The organism is Vitreoscilla filiformis (assembly GCF_002222655.1).
Lineage (GTDB): Bacteria > Pseudomonadota > Gammaproteobacteria > Burkholderiales > Burkholderiaceae_C > Ideonella > Ideonella filiformis.
Window position 1 is genome coordinate 3,417,056 of sequence record NZ_CP022423.1, and the last position, 19,668, is coordinate 3,436,723.

At 65.8% G+C, this 19,668-nt stretch carries 20 protein-coding genes; 10 read left to right on the forward strand and 10 right to left on the reverse strand.

Annotated features, from left to right (window positions below; all coding sequences use genetic code 11):
• Window positions 1–30 precede the first annotated feature (30 nt).
• Genes VITFI_RS16015 through VITFI_RS16030 form a run of 4 tightly spaced genes read left to right on the forward strand, consistent with a single transcriptional unit; the run spans window position 31 to window position 4,207 of the window.
• A complete protein-coding gene (locus tag VITFI_RS16015; RefSeq protein ID WP_089417840.1) occupies window positions 31–498 on the forward strand; it encodes a DUF3429 domain-containing protein in 468 nt (155 codons plus the stop codon).
• Complete coding sequence (locus VITFI_RS16020) at window positions 495–2,255, forward strand: M61 family metallopeptidase (protein ID WP_089417841.1); 1,761 nt, start codon at window positions 495–497, stop codon at window positions 2,253–2,255. The genes VITFI_RS16015 and VITFI_RS16020 overlap by 4 nt, the downstream gene beginning before the upstream one ends.
• Window positions 2,256–2,261: 6 nt before the next feature.
• On the forward strand, window positions 2,262–3,362 hold the full coding sequence (locus VITFI_RS16025; protein WP_089417842.1) for a DUF3108 domain-containing protein: 1,101 nt from the start codon (window positions 2,262–2,264) through the stop codon (window positions 3,360–3,362).
• A 56-nt stretch (window positions 3,363–3,418) separates the two neighbouring features.
• Complete coding sequence (locus tag VITFI_RS16030; RefSeq protein ID WP_089417843.1) at window positions 3,419–4,207, forward strand: enoyl-CoA hydratase; 789 nt, start codon at window positions 3,419–3,421, stop codon at window positions 4,205–4,207.
• Here VITFI_RS16030 and VITFI_RS16035 read toward each other — a convergent pair.
• The 10 genes from VITFI_RS16035 to VITFI_RS16075 form a co-directional block, all read right to left on the reverse strand.
• A complete protein-coding gene (locus VITFI_RS16035; protein WP_157725727.1) occupies window positions 4,194–5,489 on the reverse strand; it encodes a glycosyltransferase in 1,296 nt (431 codons plus the stop codon). The two genes, VITFI_RS16030 and VITFI_RS16035, sit on opposite strands and share 14 nt — an antisense overlap.
• The gene (locus VITFI_RS18045; RefSeq protein WP_157725728.1) at window positions 5,486–6,724 is read right to left on the reverse strand and encodes an alpha/beta fold hydrolase; all 1,239 of its coding nucleotides are present in this window, start codon (window positions 6,722–6,724) and stop codon (window positions 5,486–5,488) included. The genes VITFI_RS16035 and VITFI_RS18045 overlap by 4 nt, the downstream gene beginning before the upstream one ends.
• 10 nt (window positions 6,725–6,734) lie before the next feature.
• On the reverse strand, window positions 6,735–7,082 hold the full coding sequence (locus tag VITFI_RS16040) for a hypothetical protein (RefSeq protein WP_089417845.1): 348 nt from the start codon (window positions 7,080–7,082) through the stop codon (window positions 6,735–6,737).
• Window positions 7,083–7,086: 4 nt separating this feature from the next.
• A complete protein-coding gene (locus tag VITFI_RS16045) occupies window positions 7,087–8,505 on the reverse strand; it encodes a cytochrome P450 (protein WP_089418212.1) in 1,419 nt (472 codons plus the stop codon).
• Between the two features lie 16 nt (window positions 8,506–8,521).
• Complete coding sequence (locus VITFI_RS16050) at window positions 8,522–9,667, reverse strand: hypothetical protein (RefSeq protein ID WP_089417846.1); 1,146 nt, start codon at window positions 9,665–9,667, stop codon at window positions 8,522–8,524.
• Window positions 9,668–10,749: 1,082 nt separating this feature from the next.
• Window positions 10,750–11,814, reverse strand: a complete 1,065-nt coding sequence (locus tag VITFI_RS16055) for an alpha-hydroxy acid oxidase (protein ID WP_089417847.1) — start codon at window positions 11,812–11,814, stop codon at window positions 10,750–10,752.
• Window positions 11,811–12,011, reverse strand: coding sequence for a hemin uptake protein HemP (hemP, locus tag VITFI_RS16060; protein WP_089417848.1), 201 nt, complete (start codon window positions 12,009–12,011; stop codon window positions 11,811–11,813). The genes VITFI_RS16055 and hemP overlap by 4 nt, the downstream gene beginning before the upstream one ends.
• Window positions 12,008–13,330: a DUF2325 domain-containing protein gene (locus VITFI_RS16065; RefSeq protein ID WP_089417849.1), complete on the reverse strand. Its 1,323-nt coding sequence runs from the start codon at window positions 13,328–13,330 to the stop codon at window positions 12,008–12,010. Before VITFI_RS16065 ends, hemP begins: the two co-directional genes overlap by 4 nt.
• 18 nt (window positions 13,331–13,348) lie before the next feature.
• Complete coding sequence (locus VITFI_RS16070; protein ID WP_089417850.1) at window positions 13,349–13,579, reverse strand: hypothetical protein; 231 nt, start codon at window positions 13,577–13,579, stop codon at window positions 13,349–13,351.
• Between the two features lie 109 nt (window positions 13,580–13,688).
• On the reverse strand, window positions 13,689–14,507 hold the full coding sequence (locus VITFI_RS16075) for a formylglycine-generating enzyme family protein (protein ID WP_157725729.1): 819 nt from the start codon (window positions 14,505–14,507) through the stop codon (window positions 13,689–13,691).
• 186 nt (window positions 14,508–14,693) lie between these two features.
• Between VITFI_RS16075 and ligK the strand changes: the two genes are divergently transcribed.
• The 6 genes from ligK (at window position 14,694) to VITFI_RS16105 (ending at window position 19,653) form a co-directional block, all read left to right on the forward strand.
• Window positions 14,694–15,377: a 4-carboxy-4-hydroxy-2-oxoadipate aldolase/oxaloacetate decarboxylase gene (gene ligK / locus VITFI_RS16080; protein ID WP_089417852.1), complete on the forward strand. Its 684-nt coding sequence runs from the start codon at window positions 14,694–14,696 to the stop codon at window positions 15,375–15,377.
• A 17-nt stretch (window positions 15,378–15,394) separates the two neighbouring features.
• Window positions 15,395–16,327, forward strand: coding sequence for an amidohydrolase family protein (locus VITFI_RS16085; RefSeq protein WP_089417853.1), 933 nt, complete (start codon window positions 15,395–15,397; stop codon window positions 16,325–16,327).
• 3 nt (window positions 16,328–16,330) lie between these two features.
• Window positions 16,331–16,720 carry a protocatechuate 4,5-dioxygenase subunit alpha gene (gene ligA / locus VITFI_RS16090; protein ID WP_089417854.1) on the forward strand — a complete coding sequence of 130 codons (390 nt, stop codon included), beginning with the start codon at window positions 16,331–16,333 and terminating at the stop codon, window positions 16,718–16,720.
• Window positions 16,720–17,589, forward strand: coding sequence for a class III extradiol dioxygenase subunit beta (locus VITFI_RS16095; protein ID WP_089417855.1), 870 nt, complete (start codon window positions 16,720–16,722; stop codon window positions 17,587–17,589). Before ligA ends, VITFI_RS16095 begins: the two co-directional genes overlap by 1 nt.
• A gap of 14 nt (window positions 17,590–17,603) precedes the next feature.
• Window positions 17,604–18,557: a Gfo/Idh/MocA family oxidoreductase gene (locus VITFI_RS16100; protein ID WP_089417856.1), complete on the forward strand. Its 954-nt coding sequence runs from the start codon at window positions 17,604–17,606 to the stop codon at window positions 18,555–18,557.
• 109 nt (window positions 18,558–18,666) lie between these two features.
• On the forward strand, window positions 18,667–19,653 hold the full coding sequence (locus tag VITFI_RS16105) for an aldo/keto reductase (protein WP_089417857.1): 987 nt from the start codon (window positions 18,667–18,669) through the stop codon (window positions 19,651–19,653).
• The last annotated feature ends 15 nt before the right edge of the window (window positions 19,654–19,668 follow it).

Here is a 19,668-nt window from a genome sequence, read left to right on the forward strand (position 1 = left end):
GTCGGTCTGTAACAGCGACAATCGCCGCCCATGAACACCACCACGACCCTGCCTGACGTCCTCGAACCGCCTCATCTTGCCCGCAAATACGGCAACCTCGGGCTGATTCCGTTCGGGGTCGGGGCGCTGCTGGTGTGGCTGGTGGGGCGCCACGCGGAGGCCCAGTATTGGGTGACGCTGGCGCTGTCGGCCTACGCGGGGGTGATCATCGCGTTCCTCGGTGGCATCCATTGGGGTTTGGCGATGCGGGCCGATCAGCTCGGGCCGCGCTCCTTCGGTTGGGCCATGGTGCCGCCGCTGGTGGCTTGGTTGGGGGTGATCATGCCGCCCAGCGCCGGGCTGGTGGTCGAAGGCGCGATGCTGCTGGTGTGTTACGCCATGGATCGCAAGCTGTACGTCGCCAACGGCATGGCGCATTGGTTGACGCTGCGTTTCCGCCTCAGTGCGCTGGCAGCGTTCTTTTGCTTCTTGGGCGCCGCAGGAAGGCCGCACGGATGATCCAGTACCGCATCGACGTGGCCGAGCCAGCGGCCCATCGCTTCCAAGTCACCCTCACGGTGGAGCGGCCAGATGCGGATTGCGTGCTGGCGCTGCCGGTGTGGATTCCGGGCAGTTACATGGTGCGCGAGTTCAGTCGCCATGTGAGCGGTCTCCAAGCCCGGCAAGGCTCCGCCCAGCGGCCCGTGGTGGCGCTGGACAAAACCACGTGGCGCGTCGCTTGCACCGGTCGGGCGGCGTTGGTGCTGCGGTATGAGGTGTACGCCTTCGACCCCTCGGTGCGCTGCGCGTACCTGGACGACGAGCGGGGTTTCTTCAACCCCACCAGCCTGTGCCTGAGCGTGCGCGGTCGGGAGGGGGTGCCGCACGCCCTGCGCATCGCGCAGTTGCCCCGAGGCTGGGACGTGGCCACGGCCATGCCCCCCGCCGAACCGGCTGCCCACGGCCCCGCCCACAGCTACCTGTGCGCCGACTATGACGAACTGGCCGATCACCCCGTCGAGCTGGGACGCTTCTGGCGAGGGTCGTTTGAAGCGGGGGGGGTGGCGCATGAGCTGGTGGTGTCCGGTGCATGGCCGCGTTTTGATGCGCAGCGCCTGCTGGCCGACACCCAGCGCATCTGCACCGCACAAATCGCCTTCTGGCATGGTGCGGACGCGACGCCCGACGCGGTGCCCTTCCAGCGTTACGTCTTCCTGCTGAATGTGGTGGAAGACGGCTACGGGGGTTTGGAACACCGCGCCAGCACCGCACTGATTGCAAATCGCCGCGACTTGCCGCGCCAAGGCCAGCCCGAGACCTCCGAGGGCTATCAAACCTTGCTGGGCTTGATCAGCCACGAGTATTTCCATACGTGGAACGTCAAGCGCCTCAAGCCGCTGGAGTTTGGGCGCTACGACTACAGCCGCGAGAACTACACCGAACTGTTGTGGTTCTTCGAAGGCTTCACGTCGTATTACGACGATTTGTTCTTGCGCCGCATCGGCCTCATGAGCGTCGATCGTTACTTGCGGGCGCTGGGGCGTACGCTGAATGCCGTCGCCAGCACCCCCGGCCAGCGCGTGCAAAGCGTGGCCGAAGCGAGTTTTGACGCCTGGGTGAAGTACTACCGCCCCGACGAAAACAGCCTCAACGTCACGGTGAGTTACTACGCCAAAGGCTCGCTGCTGGCGTGGCTGCTGGACATGCGTTTGCGAACCGCCGGCACCGGTACGCTGGACGATTTGATGCGCACCCTCTGGCAACGCCATGCCACCACCGGCCTGTGCGAAACCGACGTGCTGGACGCTGTGCGCGAACAAGCCGGCCCCCCCCTTGCGGACGAGCTGGCGCATTGGATCCACGCCCGCGCCGAGCTGCCCTTGGCGCCTGCCCTGGCGGTCATGGGTCTGCACACCCCCACAGAAGCGCCGACCAAAACGAGTTGGGCCACGCGCTGGGGCCTCAAATTGAGTGAAAGCGGCGGCAGCGTGGTGGTGAAAGGTGTGCTGCGCGGCAGTTGCGCCGAAGCGGCAGGCGTGTCGGCGGGGGATGAGATTTTGGCGGTGGACGGGTGGCGCGTCCGTCGCTTGGAGGATGCCCGCCAATGGGTGGCGCCAGACGCTGCCTGCGAGTGGCTGGTGGGCCGGGGCCAACGGGTGCGCCGTCTGACGTTCGATCCCACCCAAGGCACGGCGATTCAGCCGGTCTCGCTCACGTTGCAAACCGGGTTGGATGACACCACCCGCGCCCGGCGCAGCGCCTGGCTGGGGGAGTGACCTGGCATGAGGCGGGCCTTCGCCGCCGGGCGCCCGCCCTGGCGGCGTCTGGGGTGGTGGGGTTTGGTGGCGGGGGTGCTGCTGGGCCATGTCTGGCTGGGGGATCGTTGGGCGCTGTGGGGCGCTGGCAACCAGGCGCCTCCCCCACCCCCGCCCATTGACGTGGCGTTCGTGCAAACGCTGGCGCTGAGTGCGCCGCCGGTGGTCGGCCCATCTCCCCAAACGGTGGCAACACCAACGCCGATGGCCGCTCCCCGTGCCTCGGCTCCGATGCCTGCGGCGTCAGCGGCTTCAGCGGTGACCGAGGTCGCGCCGCTGGAGGTTGCCACCGCCGCGTCCGCCACGCCGGCTTCGGATGGCGCCAGCGCAGCGGGGGCGGCTTCGGTTGCGTCATCGGAGGTGGTGGCCTCGATCGAGATGGCCCCGCCAGCGGCGCCCGCCTTCGATTGGCCCCCCTCGACTCGGCTGGACTATCGCCTCGAAGGCTACCGTAATGGCCCGTTGCAGGGTGATGCGCGTGTCGAGTGGCGCCGCCAGGGGGAACAGTATGAGGTGATGGTGTCCGTGCGTCTGCCCCCGTGGTTTGAGCGGCGCATGATCAGCCACGGTGTGATCGGCCCCACTGGCCTCATGCCGCGCCGCTACGACCAAGAAACCGAGGTGGCCCTGCGGGATTTGCGTCGCGCCACGGTGCTGCTGGCCCCCGATGGCGAAGTGACCTTGGCCAACGGCCAGTCCGCCCAAGCGCCCGCCGGAGTGCAGGATTCGGCCAGCCAGTTTGTGCAAATCACCTGGCTGTTCCTCACCCAGGCGGCGCGCCTGCCCGTCGGAGCGGAGGTGAGGTTGCCGCTGGTGCTGCCACACCGCGTCGGCGAATGGGTTTACGACGTGGTGGCCCAAGAAACCGTGTTCCTGCCCATCGGGCCGGTGGAAGCGCTGCACCTCAAACCTCGGCCTCATAGCGGCAAACCGAACGAAGTGTCCGTGGAGATGTGGATGGCGCCGCAACTCCAATACCTGCCCGTGCGCCTGCGCTTGCAGCAAGACGCGAACACGCACCTGGAACTCACCCTCAAGCAGGCACCCTTGCAAGCGACAGGGCCGTGAGAATGGCGCGCTGTGATTTCTCGAACCCCTCAACTGTTTTGTGTGGAGAACTTGGCATGAGCTATGAATGCATCCTGACCGACGTGCGCGGTGACGCAGCGCTGAAAACCGGCGTCATCACCCTGAACCGCCCCAAGCAGCTCAACGCGCTGAACGATCAGCTCATGGACGAGCTGGGCCAAGCGCTGTTGGCGTTCGATGCCGATCCGACCATCGGCTGCATCATCCTCACGGGCAGCGAGAAGGCGTTTGCAGCCGGGGCGGACATCGCCGCCATGGCCAAGCTGACCCACATGCAAGCGCACACCCGCCAGTACATCAGCCGCAACTGGGAGGTGATTCGCCAAGTGCGCAAGCCGGTGATCGCGGCGGTGGCCGGTTTCGCCCTGGGCGGTGGCTGCGAAGTGGCGATGATGTGCGACATCCTGCTGGCCGCCGACACCGCCAAGTTCGGCCAACCTGAGATCAAACTCGGCATCATCCCTGGGGCGGGCGGCACGCAGCGTTTGCCGCGTGCCATCGGCAAGGCCAAGGCCATGGAGCTGCTGCTGACCGGTCGCATGATGGGCGCTGAGGAAGCGGAGCGGGCGGGGTTGGTGTCGCGCATCGTGCCGGCCGCGACGTTGATGGACGAAGCGCTGGCGGTGGCTGAGCAGATCAACGGCATGAGCCAGCCCAGCGTGGCCTTGCTCAAAGAATGCGTGAACGAGGCGTTTGAAAGCGGTTTGTCCAGCGGCGTTCAGGCCGAGCGTCGGGTGTTCCACTCGCTGTTCGGCACCGAAGACCAGCAAGAAGGCATGGACGCCTTCCTGAACAAACGCAAAGCCGTGTTCACCCACCGCTGAGCGCGGCACACACGGCCTGCACGGCGGCGTTGGGCGCACCGGGCCGGGACGGTGTGACGTCCGGCGGCGGCGCCCCACGCGGGGCCGCCAAGGCTTGGCGCAGGGCCGCCACCAGCGCCGGGCCGCGTTGCTCACGCGGGGCCAAGCCGAGGCCAGCGTGCATCCAGCGCAGGCGGGCGCCGTTGTCGAACTGATCGTAGGCCGAGGGCAACAGCACTTGCGGCACCCCCGCTGCCAGCCCTTGGGCACAACTGCCGATGCCGCCGTGGTGCGCGAACGCCTGCGCCCACGGCAGCACCTGCGCCAAGCTGACCCAGCGGCGTTTGCACACGCGGGGGCTGAGGGCGGGGGCGTTCGCGGCGTCATCAGCGGCTTGACCGAGCCACAGCACACGTGCTGCCCCCGATTGCGCCAGATGCTGTGCCGCTTCCGCCAGCGCCGCGTGCCGCCCCCCCGAAGCCGAACCGGGAAACGCCACCAGCAACGGCGGCGCCTGGGGTGACGGCGCACAAAATGCCGCCAGCGCGGCATCCAACGCGGGCGGGGTGGCGTGGCTTTCATACAGCGGAAAACCGGTGCAGTACACGGGCACGGGCCAGTCGGTGGCCATGGGGCCGAAGGTGTCGGGGAACAGGCCCAGCACTTGGTCGGGCGCATGCAGCCAACGGGCGAACACCGGTTCGCGCAACACCGGCAGGCCGTGCGCCAGCCGCCAAGCGTTGAGGCGCGGCGCGGCCATGGGTTCGAGTTTGCTGCGATCCAGCAAGGCCCACAGCCCTTGGCGCATCGGGCGGGGCAGCCAACGCGGCACCGGCCACGCGCCCATGAACATCGGGTCTTCGCAGGAGCGCAAACCCATCGGTGCCAGATGGCCGGTGCTCAGGTGCAGCGGCAGCAGCTCGCGGGCCAGACGAGCGCCCACCGTCAACGGGGAAGCCAGCACGCGCAGCGGGCGGGGGCTGTCGGTGCAAAGCTGGCGCAGCGCGGCAACGGTTGGATCGATGGCCGGCACCGCCATGTGACGCCACAGCACACCGAATCCCCGGATCGGGTGCCACAAGCCCGGATGCTGGAGCGTGCGCTGGTGGGCCGCCGCGTCCAAGATCGGCATGAAGGGCACGCCTTGGGCGGCCACTTCGTCCCGATGGGGTTCAGCCGACAGCAAGCACACATCCTCCCCCTGCTCGTGCAAGGCGCGGGCGACGGCCAAAAACGGGTGTAAGTCCCCCGCGCTGCCCAGCGTGGCGATGGCGTAGCGCGGACGCAAGTCGGCCCCGCTCACAGGCCTGGGCCGCCCAGGCGTTGGAACTGGCGGAAATCCGTCACGCTCGGGCGCTCGGCGTGGCGTTGGGCCAACGTCAGCGGGCCGGCGGTGAGGGCGAAATAGTCGTACTCCCCGGGGCACTCGGTGGCCATGAGGTATTGGAAGTGGCAGCGGAATTTGTCCTGGCGCACCGCCTGGTAGGTGGCTGGGGTGAAATGCTGCGCGAAGCGTGGGTTCAGCAGCTTGGGCGGGGCACCGGTGCGTTCGTGCGGGGGCGCGCCCACCCAGGCCGGCGCCGTGGGATCGACCAGCGGGAAGCAGCACCCATCCGGTGGGGCGCCATAGTCCACCCAATGCAGCGCCGTGCCTTGCGCCCGGTGCAGCGTGCGCAACTCCGCGCGGAAGGTGTCGGCTTCGGGTTGGTAGCTCAACAAGGGCGAGCAATGGCCCAGGGTCAGCAGGGACAGCGGCGTCGCCTTTGCTCCTTCCGCCTTCAACCGTTGCAGCGCCCGGGCGGCCACGATCATCGCCATCATCGCGCCCGAGCTGTGGCCGATGAGCAGCACCTCGTCCCAGGTGCCGGCGCGCAGTTGGGCGGCCACATGGTCGGCGAAATGATCGAGGCGGGCTTCCAAATCCGGCGTCTGGCCTGGGCCTTGTTCAGCCAGACAGGCCAAACTCCGCATCAGCCAAGCCATGTTGGTGCGCCGTTCGGCCACAGTGCCGAACCACGCCAGCGCCGGCAAGCCCAGCGCCACCAGCGCCACCGTCCCACCGATGTGATCGGCAGACGCCAACCCAAGCGCCGCCGTCAGCAGCCCGAGCAGCAGCAGCCCCAGCAGCACGATCATGGCGCCCGGCAGCGCAATGGCCACGAACATCGGCCACGATGTTTTCATGGCGCGCCACATCACGCCGTTGCCCCACATGGCCTGCGTGGCAAACAACGTGCGTTGGAACAGCGCCCAGCGGCCACGCGGCCAGTAGTCCCGCACCACGTCGTCCCAGCGCAGGAACTCGTAGCGGGTGCTGACGGGCTCGGTCGCGCCATCGGTGCGGCCTTGCACCTCCCACCAGGCGATGTGTTCGCTGGCTTTGCGGCGCCGGCCCACCTCCAAGGTGTGGCCGCTGGCTTGGGCTTGCCGGGCGGCTTCGGTGCTGTAAAGCTGGTGGTAGTGCGCTGGCCCTTGCGGATCGAATCCGCTGAGGTACAGCGCCAGGCGGCGGCGGACAGAATGCGGGGCAGCGCTCATGCAAAACCCTTCAGCGGATGGTCTGTTGATGCAAGCCCTTGGCCAGCATCAGATCGACGATGGGTTGTTCGCGCTTGTTGGCGCGGCGGCAGTGATCCTTCTGGAAAGCGTCCGTCATGCGGATGACGATGCGCGCCCAGCGGCGGTTGTCCCGCTCGCGCCAAGCGTGCGAGGACACCGACTCCCACGCATAACCGTTGAACAGCGTGGCATTGACGAAGTGATCCAACGCCCGCACCCCCGCCCGACCGCGCTCGGTGCGACCGAAAAAGCCCACCCACACCAGCAGCAAATAACCCAGCACCGCCAGGGGCACGATGGCCGTCATCAACACAAAACCCGCCAGCCGTTCCTTCATTGCTTCACCGATCCCGCGCAAACACCTTCAGAGGGATGCCATTTTCAGCGCGCAGCGTCAGGCGGCCCACGGGTTCGGGGCGGTGGCCCGGCACGGGTTCGAAGCGGAAGTGACGTGCCAGCGTCGACAGGATGAGCGTGGCCTCCTGCAACGCAAACGCCGCACCGATGCACACACGCGGCCCCATGCCAAACGGCAGGTAGGCTTTTCTGAGCGACTCGCGGGTGGTCATCGGGGTGGTGTCTTCGGTGTGGGTGTAGCGGTCGGGGTCGAACTCGTCGGGGCGGGCCCAGAACTGGCGGTGGCGCTGGATCAGCCAAGGCGAGATCATCACCGAGCCGCCTGGCTTGACGGTTTTATCCCCCAGCGGGCAGCCGGTTTCCGAGGCGCGTACCAAAAAGCCCACTGGCGGGAACAGCCGCAGCGATTCGCGGAACACGTTGCGCGACAGTTCCAAATCCTTCAGCCCGCTCGGATCGGTGCCCACGGCGCCGAGTTTGTCCAGAGACTCTTGGTGCAGCCGCTCTTGCACGTCCGGCGCATTCGCCAGCAGGTGCAGCGACCACGACAGCGCACTGGCCGACGTTTCGTGCCCCGCCAAAAACAGCATCGCCACCTGATCGACCAGCTCATCAAACGTGAACCCTTGGCCGGTTTCAGCGTTGCGCACGCGCAGCAAGGTGGCCAGGATGTCCCCCCCGGTTTCGACGCCCTCGGTGTTGCCGCTGGCCAGCGCGGTTTGGTAGGCGTCGTAACGCGGGCGGATGAGTTGCACGATGAGTTTGCGGATGTCCTCCGCCGCCCGGCGGCTGCGGCGGATTTGCCACCACGGGCGCAGCCAACGCAATCCGAAGAAAGCCGGCAACATCAGGCGCGGCGCCATGTCTTGGTAGCGGGCGAAGGCGTCAAAAATCAGCCGGGCGCCTTCGCTGTCCAGCGACTTGGACAAGATGGTGCGCAAGATGATGTCGGCGGCCACATGGGTCATCTCCACTTCGAGGTCGTACACCGCGCCCTCGGGCACTTGGCGCAGGCGCTCCACCATGGCCTGCGCCGCATCGCGCATGCGCCCGAACACCAGCTTGACCCGCGCCGCTTCGAAGGATGGATCCATCAAATCGCGCTGGCGCTGCCACACCTCGCCGTTGGTGGTGAAGATGCTGTCGCCCAGCAGGGGGCGCAGCGCTTCGCCCAACATTTCGTGTTTGGGGAAACGATCGGCGTTGTCCATCACCTCGCGCACCAAGGCGGGATCGTTCACCATGTACAGATCCACGCCGGGGAAATGCACCTCGCCCATTTTCATGTGGTAGCTGCGCTCGTACAGCCCATCCAGCCAAGAGCGGCGCTTGCTAAAGAACATGCGCCAAGCGGGGGTTTTGTCCGAGACAGGACGGGGGTAGTAAGGGCAGAAACGGCTCATGGTGCGAGGGCCACCGTCAGGCAGCGCGAAAGTGGGAGGCATGCTGCGCGGCCAACGTCAAAGGGCTGGCCGTCAGGGCGACGGGATCGTAGCCATCGGGTAAGTCGGGTGCCTTGATGTATTGCATGTGCAGGCCGTGACGCTTGTGCCAGGGCATGAGGCTGCGGTAGTGAACGGGGCTGAGGACACGGTGAAAACGCGGCGACAACGCCAAGCGCCGAGTTCGACCCTGGCCATGCAGCCACGGGGGGGTGTGGGCGAACACGGCCCAATCGGCGGGAGCCGAGTAGTCAATCCAGGTGAGTTGGGGCACATCGACCAGGGCGGCCAGTTGTTCGCGCAGCCGTTGGGCGGGGGGTTGCAGCGCCAAGATGGGCACGCAATGCCCCAGCGTCAGCAAAGACAGCGCGGGGCCTCGCGTGCCCAGCCAAGGGGCTTTTTCCAGCGCCCTGGCCATGACTTGGGCAGCCAAAATCGTGCCGGTGCTGTGCCCGACCAACAGCAACTCTTGGAGATCGGGCGCTTGGGCGGCGATGATGAGGTGATCGGCAAAAGCGTCGATGCGCTGATCCAGCTCGGGCAGTTGTTCGCGTGCTTGGGCGAAGGTGAACCCGTAGAGGCGCAGCAGCCATTCACTGTCCAGCCAGTGCGCCAGCCAGCGCCAGAGCCCGACGCTCAGGCCAAATCCGATCAAGGCGCCCAGCAGTGCTGCGTCATCGTCGATGTGGCCCCACCACGCACCCAGGCCGGTTCCCAAACCCAACACACCGATGCACAGCAGCAGCGGGAACAGCGCCAACCAAAAAGCCGAAGCGCCAGCGCGATGCACGCGGGCAAACGTGCCATCCAGGCCGGCGTGGCCGTAGACGAACCAGTAATCGTGCAGCACCCGGCCAAGGTGGCGCGGCCAGTGGGCCAACACGATGTCGTGCCAACCCATGACCGTGTAGCGGGTGTGCATGGGATCTTGGTTGGGCTGCTGCCAATGCACCTCCCAGTGGGCGTAGATGCCGTCGCGCTGGCGCTGCTTGCTGACGTGGACGGTTTCGCCCGCTGCCGAGGTCGGGCGCTGACTGGCCGCGTCACGGTACATGCGGTGATAGTGGGCCGAGCTTTTGGGGTCAAAGCCGCCGATGAAAAGAACTTGCCGTTGCCAACTCATGGGCGCATTGTCGGGGAGGCCGGAAGTGGCACCGCTTGGCTCCCCTCTCTCCTTGTGGGAGAGGGGATGGGGGAGAGGGGTTCGCAACACAACGACCTTTCTCTGCCATACCTCTGCTGCACCCTCCCCTGCTAAACAGGGCTGGATCTGACGGGGGCGTTTCCCCCCTCTCCCCAACCCCTCTCCCGCAAGGGGAGAGGGGCTTTTTGCGGGGGCGGGTGGTCTCGCATGCCTCCCTCTCCCCTTGCGGGAGAGGGCCGGGGAGAGGGGTTCGCAACACAACAACCGCTCCTCACCATGCCTCTGCTGCGCCCTCCCCTGCTAAACAGGGCTGGATCTGACGGGGGCGTTTCCCCCCCCTCCCCAACCCCTCTCCCACAAAGGGAGAGGGGCTTTTGCGGGGGCGGGTGGTCTCGCATGTCTCCCTCTCCCCTTGTGGGAGAGGGCCGGGGAGAGGGGTTCGCAACACAACAACCGCTCCTCACCATGCCTCTGCTGCGCTCCCCTGCTAAACGGGGCTGGATCTGAAGGAGGCGTTTCCCCCCTCTCCCCAACCCCTCTCCCGCAAGGGGAGAGGGGCTTTTGCGGGGCGGGTGGTTTCGCATGTCTCCCTCTCCCCTTGTGGGAGAGGGCCGGGGAGAGGGGTTCGCAGCACAACAACCGCTCCTCACCATGCATCTGCTGCGCCCGCTGCTAAACGGGGCTGGATATGGCTGGGGCGTTTCCCCCTCTCCCCAACCCCTCTCCCGCAAGGGGAGAGGGGCTTTTTGCGGGGGCGGGTGGTCTCGCATGTCTCCCTCTCCCCTTGCGGGAGAGGGCCGGGGAGAGGGGTTCGCAACACAACAACCGTTCCTCACCATGCCTCTGCTGCGCTCCCCTGCTAAACGGGGCTGGATCTGAAGGAGGCGTTTCCCCCCTCTCCCCAACCCCTCTCCCGCAAGGGGAGAGGGGCTTTTTGCGGGGCGGGTGGTCTCACATGTCTCCCTCTCCCCTTGCGGGAGAGGGCCGGGGAGAGGGGTTCGCAATGAAACACGCTCCCCGCCATGCTTCCAAACGGCGTTGTTTTGCGAGGGGGAGCCATCTCAAGCCAGCAGCGCCCGACTCACCTCCGCCGGGTGACGGCATCCACACAGCGCCAACGCTGCCGCGAACTCGTCGCGCAGCAAACGCAGCATTTGCGCCACGCCCAGCGCACCGTTGACGGCCAAGGCTTCCACCTGCGGTCGGCCCACGAGCACGGCACGGGCCCCCAGCGCCAGCGCTTTCACCACATCCGTGCCTCGGCGGATGCCTCCATCGACCAACACCGGCAACGCCGTCGCATCCACCACTCGCGGCAACGCCCACGCGGTGGACACGGTGGTGTCCAACACCCGCCCGCCGTGGTTGGAGACGATCAGCCCCGCCACCGCCCCGGTGGCTGCTGCTTGGCGGGCGTCGTCGGGGTGCAACACGCCTTTGAGCCACAGGGGCAAACGGGTGTGGGCGGCCAGCCACGTCACCTCATCCCAGGTCGGTGCCTGGGCCAACAGGGTGGGCAAGTCGGCCTGAGGGCTGGGGAAATCGGCCAGGTGAACCGCGCTCACCCCGGGTGGTCGTTGGAAACCGGCGCGACGCTCGGCATCGCGCACGCCTTGCACGGGGGCATCGACCGTCAACACCAGGGCTTGGCAGCCAGCGGCCTCGGCGCGTTGCACCAACGCCAGGGTGTGGGCACGCTCGCGTTGCCAGTAGAGCTGAAACCACAGCGGCCCGGCGCCCGGCTCACACATCGCTCGGGCGACATGCTCCACCGCCACGCTCGATTGCGAGGACAACACCAAACCCGCCCCCTGCGCCGCCGCTGCCAGGGCACTGCCCATCTCGCCATCGGGATGGGCCCAGCGTTGAAACGCCACCGGCGCCAGCCCGATCGGATGCGCCCAGCGTTGACCCGCCAGCTCGATGGCGGTGTCGCTGTCGGTCAGTGGGCGCAGCACACGCGGCCACAGGCGCAGGGCGTCCCAGTCGGCCCGGTTGGCGGCCAAGGTGTGGCCATCGGCTGCCGCGCCGCTGAAATACGCCCAAGCGGCGGGCGTCAGGCGGGTGCGGGCGTGTTCGGCCAGTTCGTGCAGATTCACCCAAGCCGGGGCGGGCGAGGCACTCATTTGGTGAGGATGAGTTTGCCCAGCGCGGTCAGCCGCAGCCGGTAAACCTGATCGCCGTGCAGGATGCGGGCTTCACCACCATGGGCCAGCAGCTCGGTGCTGTGCCAGCGAGGCAGTTCCGCCGAGGCACGCACGTGGGGAGCGGGTTCAACGGGGGGCGCGTGGTGGGCGGGGGAGTCAACGGGCGGCGGTGTCATGGGTGCGGTGAGGAAAAAGTGGGCGCGCTGGCGTCGAGAGGCGCATCACCCAGATGGGTCAAGGCCCGTTGCAGGCTGGCGCGGCTGGGTTTGTCCACGAACACACAGCGTTTGCCGGTGCGTTTGCAGTGATCTTTGACGCGCCAATACGCTTCATGGCTGATGCAGCCGGTCTGGCAAATCACCAAATCGGCGCTGGCCAAGGTGTGATCGAGGCGGGCGGCGTGGTCTTCCTCGCCACCGTCGTGGTGCAGAAAACGGGCACCGACTTGCTCGATGAGCTGGCGATACACCGGCACACTGCCCTGTCGCCCGCCCACGCACAGCACCGAACGCTCGGCCAGCTCGCGGCGCAGCGCATCCACCGAGACGCACACCTCGGCCCCCGTCGATGCGAGCGCCTCAGCCTCGGGCGACGGCGGGCGCAGGCGCTCCAACTCGGCTTGCAGAGTGTCGGCCCGGTGGCGTTCGCGCTGGGCTTCGTGGCGGGCGCGCAGGGCGTTGCGCTCCAGGTCTTGCAGACGCTCCAGTTGTTGCGCCACCTGGTCACTCAACGCTTGGCGGCTGTGCAACTCCGGCACACGGGCTTCGAGGCTGTGCAAATCCTCCTGCGCCAAGGCCAACAACGTGTCGCGGCGCATGAGTTCGGCGCGCAAGCGCATCAACTCGGCTTGTTGCTGCTCGATGCGGCGGTTCAGCGTGTCAGCTTGGCGGGTGGTGCGTTGCTGTGCCGCCGCCAGTTCTCGCCCCAGGACGTGGTTTTCATGCGTGAGCGCTTCCAGTCGCGCCAGATCGGCCCGGTCGGCGGCACCGGCTTGGTGTTGCAGCATGTGAACCGCTTGCAACACCCGCTCTTCCAACGCCGTGTCACAGCGCGGATGGGTCAGGGTGGCCCACAGCGTGCCGGGCAAGCTGTGTCCGCTGGTGGCCCCTTGCTGCCACCACTGCGTCAGCGCTTCGGTGGTTTTGAGGGCCCGGGCCTCGCGCAAGGCCCGCTCGTAGCGTTGATCGAGCGCCTTGTTCACAGCTTCCGCCACCGGGTTGCGCGTGCGGCACTCGGCATTGACCCCGCAGTGCAACTCGTAGTCATTGGCCAGGGTTTGGCCGCCCAGCACTTTGTCCATGAGCTTGCGCACCTGGGCGATGGGCAAACACACCCCGATCACGGGGCAGTGTGCGTGCGAACCCAGCTCCCAAATGCGGCGTCGGCGTGAACTCCAGCGCGGTTCGGTGGGGGGCATCACATCCAAAGGAACGGCCATGGCCGCCAAGAGCGACTCACCGGTCGAAGGCGGTGGGGGGGTGAACACGTGATCCATGCGTCGAACCCTCCACCATCAGCGTTCGAGTGGGCGCAGCGCCGGGATGGCTTCGCGCAGGGCTTGGCAGGCTTGAATCAGCTCGCCCGGCAGCACCTGCTCCTGTTCGATGCGTTCCAGCAGCAGCTCGGCGCGTTGGGCGGCCTGCGTGCAACCGGCGTCGAGCTGTCGAGCCAAGTGCTGCAATGCCCCGGTCAGCAGGGACAACTGCGCCAGCGGCACGATCACAACAGGCGGAAGGGTGGACATGGCACGGACTCCTGGGGGTCATCGACAGAGAAACATCTTAATAAATGAGAATTATTCTCAATTTCAGCATCTTGTCCAGTCCCTGCGCGTGTGAAGGCCGTTCGGTGCGTCAGCGCGAAGTGGGCGGCAGGCTGCGCGCCAAGCGAAAACCCACAAAGTAGTTGCGCAGCGTGGGCGTGCCGCTGATGAAACGGATCGCGGCGCGTGTGTACCAGGAAGCGAAATACCAAGAGCCGCCCCGCAGGCCGCGCCAGTCTTCGTCGCAGCTTTGCGTCCAAGCGCTGCCGTTGGTGGGAGCATCGGTGTAGTCGCGGTGCCAGCAGTCCTCGACCCATTCCCAGACGTTGCCGCTCATGTCGTGCAAACCCCAGGCGTTGGGGGCGCGGGTGCCGACGGGGTGTTGGTGTCCGCCGCTGTTGCCGTCGAACCAGGCGATCTCGCGCACGTTGTCGCTGCCGCAGTGCAGGTGGGATTGGCCTGCCCGGCAGGCGTATTCCCATTCGGCTTCACTCGGCAAACGCCAGCCGCCGCCATCGACCCGATTCAGCCAAGCGATGAAGGCTTGGGCATCGTCCCAGCTCACTTGCACCACGGGGGCGTGGTCGCCGAAGCGGTTGTCTTGGTGAAACGCATCGGTGAGCAGATCGTGGCGCTGGGTGGCGTGGATGAACCGCTTGAATTGCCCCAACGTCACCTCGGTGGTGCCCATCTGAAAGGCCGGCACTTCGACCTGATGCGCTGGGGTTTCGCTGGTTTCAACCTCTGGGCCCGAGTTGCCCATGATGAAGCGGCCTGCGGGAATGTCGGTCAAGCGAATGCCCAGCGTGTTGCGCCATTGCGCCGCCGACGGGCCGCTCAGCCCCACCAGCAAAACGATGAGCACCCACGCTTGACGGGTGACCAGAGAGAGGGTCGGGGTGTGGATCACGGTGACGTTTCTCCTGCCTACGGCGAAAATGCGAATTGTTCGCATTTTAAGAGGCTAAGAGGTCAAGAGGGCTTCCATGCCGCCCCACGATAGCTGCTAGACAAACATCAACCTAGCCGGCATGGCAGCCTCTGTCCAGAATCCGCCGCACTGCATTTCAGCCTGTGCCCGCGAAGGATTCTGACCATGTACGAACTCGGTGTCGTTTACCGCAACATCTCCCGCGCAGACCGCACAGCGGCCGACGGCTTGGCCCGTCTCGGTTCGGCCACCGTTCATGAGGCCATGGGCCGCGTTGGCCTGCTGAAGCCCTACATGCGCCCGATTTTCCCCGGTGCCCAGGTGTCGGGCACCGCCGTCACCGTGCTGTTGCAGCCGGGGGACAACTGGATGATGCACGTCGCCGCTGAGCAGATTCAACCGGGGGACATCGTCGTGGCCGCTGTCACCGCCGATTGCACCGATGGCTACTTCGGCGACTTGCTGGCCACCAGCTTCCAAGCCCGTGGCGCTCGCGCCCTCATCATCGATGCCGGCGTGCGCGACGTGAAAACCCTGCAAGAGATGAACTTCCCGGTGTGGAGCAAGTGCATCTCGTCCAAGGGCACGATCAAGGCGACGCTGGGCTCGGTGAACATCCCCGTGGTGTGCGCCGGCATGTGGGTGACGCCGGGTGACGTGATCGTCGCCGATGACGATGGCGTGGTCTGCGTGCCCGCCGCTCGTGCTGCGCAAACGCTGGAAGCCGCCGCCAAGCGCGAAAGCTTCGAGGGCGAAAAACGCGCCAAGCTGGCCTCGGGCATCCTGGGGCTGGACATGTACAAGATGCGCGAACCTCTGGCCGCCGCCGGCCTGAAGTACATCGACTGAGCTGGGAGCGCACCGCCATGAGCAAAACCACGTCGGGTGACTTCACCAAAACCGCTGGCTGGCTGGACTGGTACACCGGCCCCAGCCAACCCCGCTTCCAACTGCCTGCCGGGGCGGTGGACGCGCATTGCCACGTCTTCGGCCCTGGGGCTGAATTCCCTTACGCGCCGGAACGCAAGTACACGCCTTGCGACGCCAGCAAGGCCGAGCTGTTCGCGCTGCGCGATCACCTGGGGTTTGCGCGCAACGTCATCGTGCAGGCCACCTGCCACGGCGCGGACAACCGGGCGATGGTGGACGCCTGCCGGGCCAGCGGCAACCAAGCGCGTGGCGTGGCCACGGTGCGCCGCAGCATCACCGATGCGCAGTTGCAGGAGCTGCACGACGCGGGCGTGCGCGGCGTGCGCTTCAACTTCGTCAAACGGTTGGTGGACTTCACGCCCAAAGAGGAGCTGATGGAGATCGCCGGACGCATCGCCAAACTCGGCTGGCATGTGGTGATTTACTTCGAAGCCGTGGATCTGCCCGAGCTGTGGGACTTTTTCACCGCCCTGCCGACCACGGTGGTCGTCGATCACATGGGCCGCCCGGATGTGAGCCAGCCAGTTGACGGCCCCGAGTTCGCGTTGTTCCTCCAGTTCATGCGCCAGCACCCGAACGTGTGGAGCAAGGTGAGTTGCCCGGAACGCCTGTCCGTCACCGGCCCCAAAGCCCTCGACGGCGAACCTGCCGCCTACCGGGATGTGGTGCCGTTTGCGCGCCGCGTGGTCGAAGAATTCCCGGATCGTGTGCTGTGGGGCACCGATTGGCCGCACCCGAATCTGAAAGACCACATGCCGGATGACGGCCTGTTGGTGGATTTCATCCCGCACATCGCCCCCACGCCCGAGCTGCAACGCAAGCTGCTGGTGGACAACCCGATGCGCCTCTACTGGCCCGAGGAGGTTTGAACCATGGCCCTCGAAAAACCCTATCAAGACATCCCCGGCACGATCATTTTTGATGCCGAGCAGAGCCGCAAAGGTTACTGGCTGAACCAGTTTTGCATGAGCTTGATGAAAGCCGAGAACCGGGAACGCTTCAAGGCCAACGAGCGCGCCTACCTGGACGAATGGCCGATGACCGAGGAGCAAAAACAAGCCGTGCTGGCCCGCGACCTCAACTGGTGCATGCGCACCGGCGGCAACATTTACTTCTTGGCCAAGATCGGCGCCACCGACGGCAAGAGCTTCCAGTACATGGCCGCCAGCATGACGGGCATGACGCAAGAGCAATACGCCCAGATGATGATCAACGGGGGCCGTTCCATCGAAGGCAACCGATTCAGCGGAGAACGCAACTGATGGCCAAGATCACCGCTTCTGTTTACACCTCGCACGTGCCGGCCATCGGGGCGGCGCTCGACCTGGGCAAGACCGCCGAGCCGTACTGGCAACCGGTGTTCGCGGGGTACGACTTTTCCAAACAATGGCTGCAAGAGAACCAGCCCGACGTGGTGTTTCTGGTCTACAACGACCACGCCACTGCCTTCAGCTTGGAACTGATCCCGACGTTCGCCATCGGCTGCGCGGCGCAATTTGAACCAGCGGATGAGGGCTGGGGGCCGCGTCCGGTGCCGGTGGTGCAAGGTCACCCCGAATTGGCGGCGCACATCACCCAAAGCGTGATTCAGGATGACTTCGATCTCACCATCGTCAACAAGATGACGGTGGATCACGGCCTGACGGTGCCACTGTCGCTGATGTGCGGCCAGAAAAACCCGGCCACCGAGGCGTGGCCGTTCAAGGTGATTCCGTTTGCGGTGAACGTGGTGCAGTACCCGGTGCCGTCGGGCCGGCGGTGTTTCCAATTGGGCCAGGCGATTCGCAAGGCGGTGGAATCCTTCGACGAAAATTTGAACGTGCAAATCTGGGGCACGGGCGGCATGAGCCACCAGTTGCAAGGCGCCCGCGCTGGCCTCATCAACCGCGAGTGGGACAACGCTTGGCTCGATCAAATGATTGCCGACCCGCAAGCGTGCAGCCAAACCCCGCACATCGACTACGTGCGCGAAGCCGGCTCGGAAGGCATTGAGCTGGTGATGTGGCTCATTGCCCGAGGCGCGATGGCCGATGTGAACGGTGGCCCGGCGCCGACGGTCAAACACCGCTTCTATCACGTGCCTGCCAGCAACACAGCGGTGGGCCACCTGATCCTCGAAAACAACGTTTGAGCGAGACCCCTCTCATGAGCAAGACCATCAAAGTGGCCCTGGCGGGCGCGGGTGCTTTTGGCATCAAGCACCTGGACGGCATCCGAAACATCGACGGCGTGGAAGTCGTTTCGTTGATCAGCCGCGATCTGGACAAAACGCGGGAAGTGGCGGCCAAGTACGGCATTGGCCACGTCAGCACCGAGTTGGAGGATGCGCTGGCGCTGCCCGAAGTCGATGCCGTGATTCTCTGCACGCCGACGCAAATGCACGCCGACCAAGCCTTGGCTTGCCTGAAGGCAGGCAAGCATGTGCAGGTGGAGATTCCGCTGTGCGACATCTTGGCCGAAGGTGAAGAAGTGGTGCGCGTGGCCAACGAAACGGGCCGGGTGGCGATGTGCGGCCACACCCGCCGTTTCAACCCCAGCCACCAGTGGGTTCACAAGAAGATCGAAGCGGGCGAGTTCAACATCCAGCAAATGGATGTGCAAACCTACTTCTTCCGCCGCACCAACATGAACGCCCTGGGCCAGCCGCGTTCGTGGACAGATCACCTGCTGTGGCACCACGCTGCGCACACGGTGGATTTGTTCGCTTACCAGTGCGGCAGCCCGATCGTGAAGGCCAACGCCATCCAAGGCCCGATCCACCCGACGCTGGGCATTGCGATGGACATGAGCATCCAATTGCAGGCCGCCAACGGGGCGATTTGCACGCTGTCGCTGTCCTTCAACAACGATGGCCCGCTGGGCACCTTCTTCCGCTACATCGGCGACACCGGCACCTACATCGCCCGCTACGACGATTTGTTCAACGGCAAGGAGGAGAAGATCGACGTGTCCCAGGTCGATGTGTCGATGAACGGCATTGAGCTGCAAGACCGGGAGTTCTTCGCAGCGATCAAAGAAGGCCGCCAGCCCAACAGCAGCGTGGCCAGCGTGTTGCCGTGTTATCAGGTGTTGCATCAGTTGGAGCAGCAGCTCGGGTAGCCCTCACCCTGGCCCTCTCCCAGGGGGAGAGGGAAAGGAAAGTAAAACGCGTGCATCACACAACCAAAGCCCCTCTCCCTGTGGGAGAGGGGTTGGGGTGAGGGCAAACATGTCATTTCGCAAAATCGGCCCCTTCCAAGTCGCCCCCATCGGCCTGGGTTGCATGAACCTGAGCCACGCCTACGGCCAGCCCCCCGCGTTCCCCGACGCCAAAGCCCTGCTGGAGCGTGCCCTCGACTTGGGCGTGACGCTGTTCGACACCGCTGCCCTCTACGGCTTCGGCGCCAATGAAACCCTGGTGGGCGAGGTGCTGACCGCGCACCGCGACCGCTTCGTTCTCGCCAGCAAATGCGGCATGACGGGCGTGAACGGCCAGCGTGTCATCGACGGTCGGCCCGCCACCCTGAAGGCCACCTGCGATGCCGCCTTAAAGCGCCTCCAAACCGAGGTCATCGACCTGTACTACCTGCATCGCTGGGACAAAACCGTGCCCATCGAAGACTCGGTCGGTGCCCTGGCCGAGCTGGTGCAGGCCGGCAAAATTCGGGCGATTGGTTTGAGCGAAGTGTCCGCCGCGACGCTGCGCCGCGCCCATGCCGTGCATCCGATTGCCGCCCTGCAAACCGAGTATTCCCTCTGGACGCGCAACCCGGAAATCGCCGTGTTGGACGCTTGCCGCGAACTGGGCACCGCCTTCGTCGCCTTCAGCCCCGTGGCACGCGGCTTCCTCACCGACCGCGTGCTCGACGTGGCGAACTTCGATCCGAAGGACATCCGCCGCGCCATGCCGCGTTTCACGCCCAGCCACTACGCTGCCAACCGCCAGCTCTTGCCTGCGGTGCGGACGGTGGCGGATGAGGTCGGTGGCACCATCGCCCAAGTGGCGCTGGCGTGGTTGCTGCAACGCGGCGAGCACATCCTCCCGATCCCCGGCACGACGAGTTTGGCGCACCTCGAAGAAAACATGCACGCCCTCGATCTGCATTTGAGCGTGGCGCAGATGCAGCACCTAGAAACCGCTGTGAACGCGCACACCGTCGTGGGCACGCGCTATAACAGCGCCACACAAACCGAGATCGACACCGAGGAGTTCTGACCCACACCCACACGC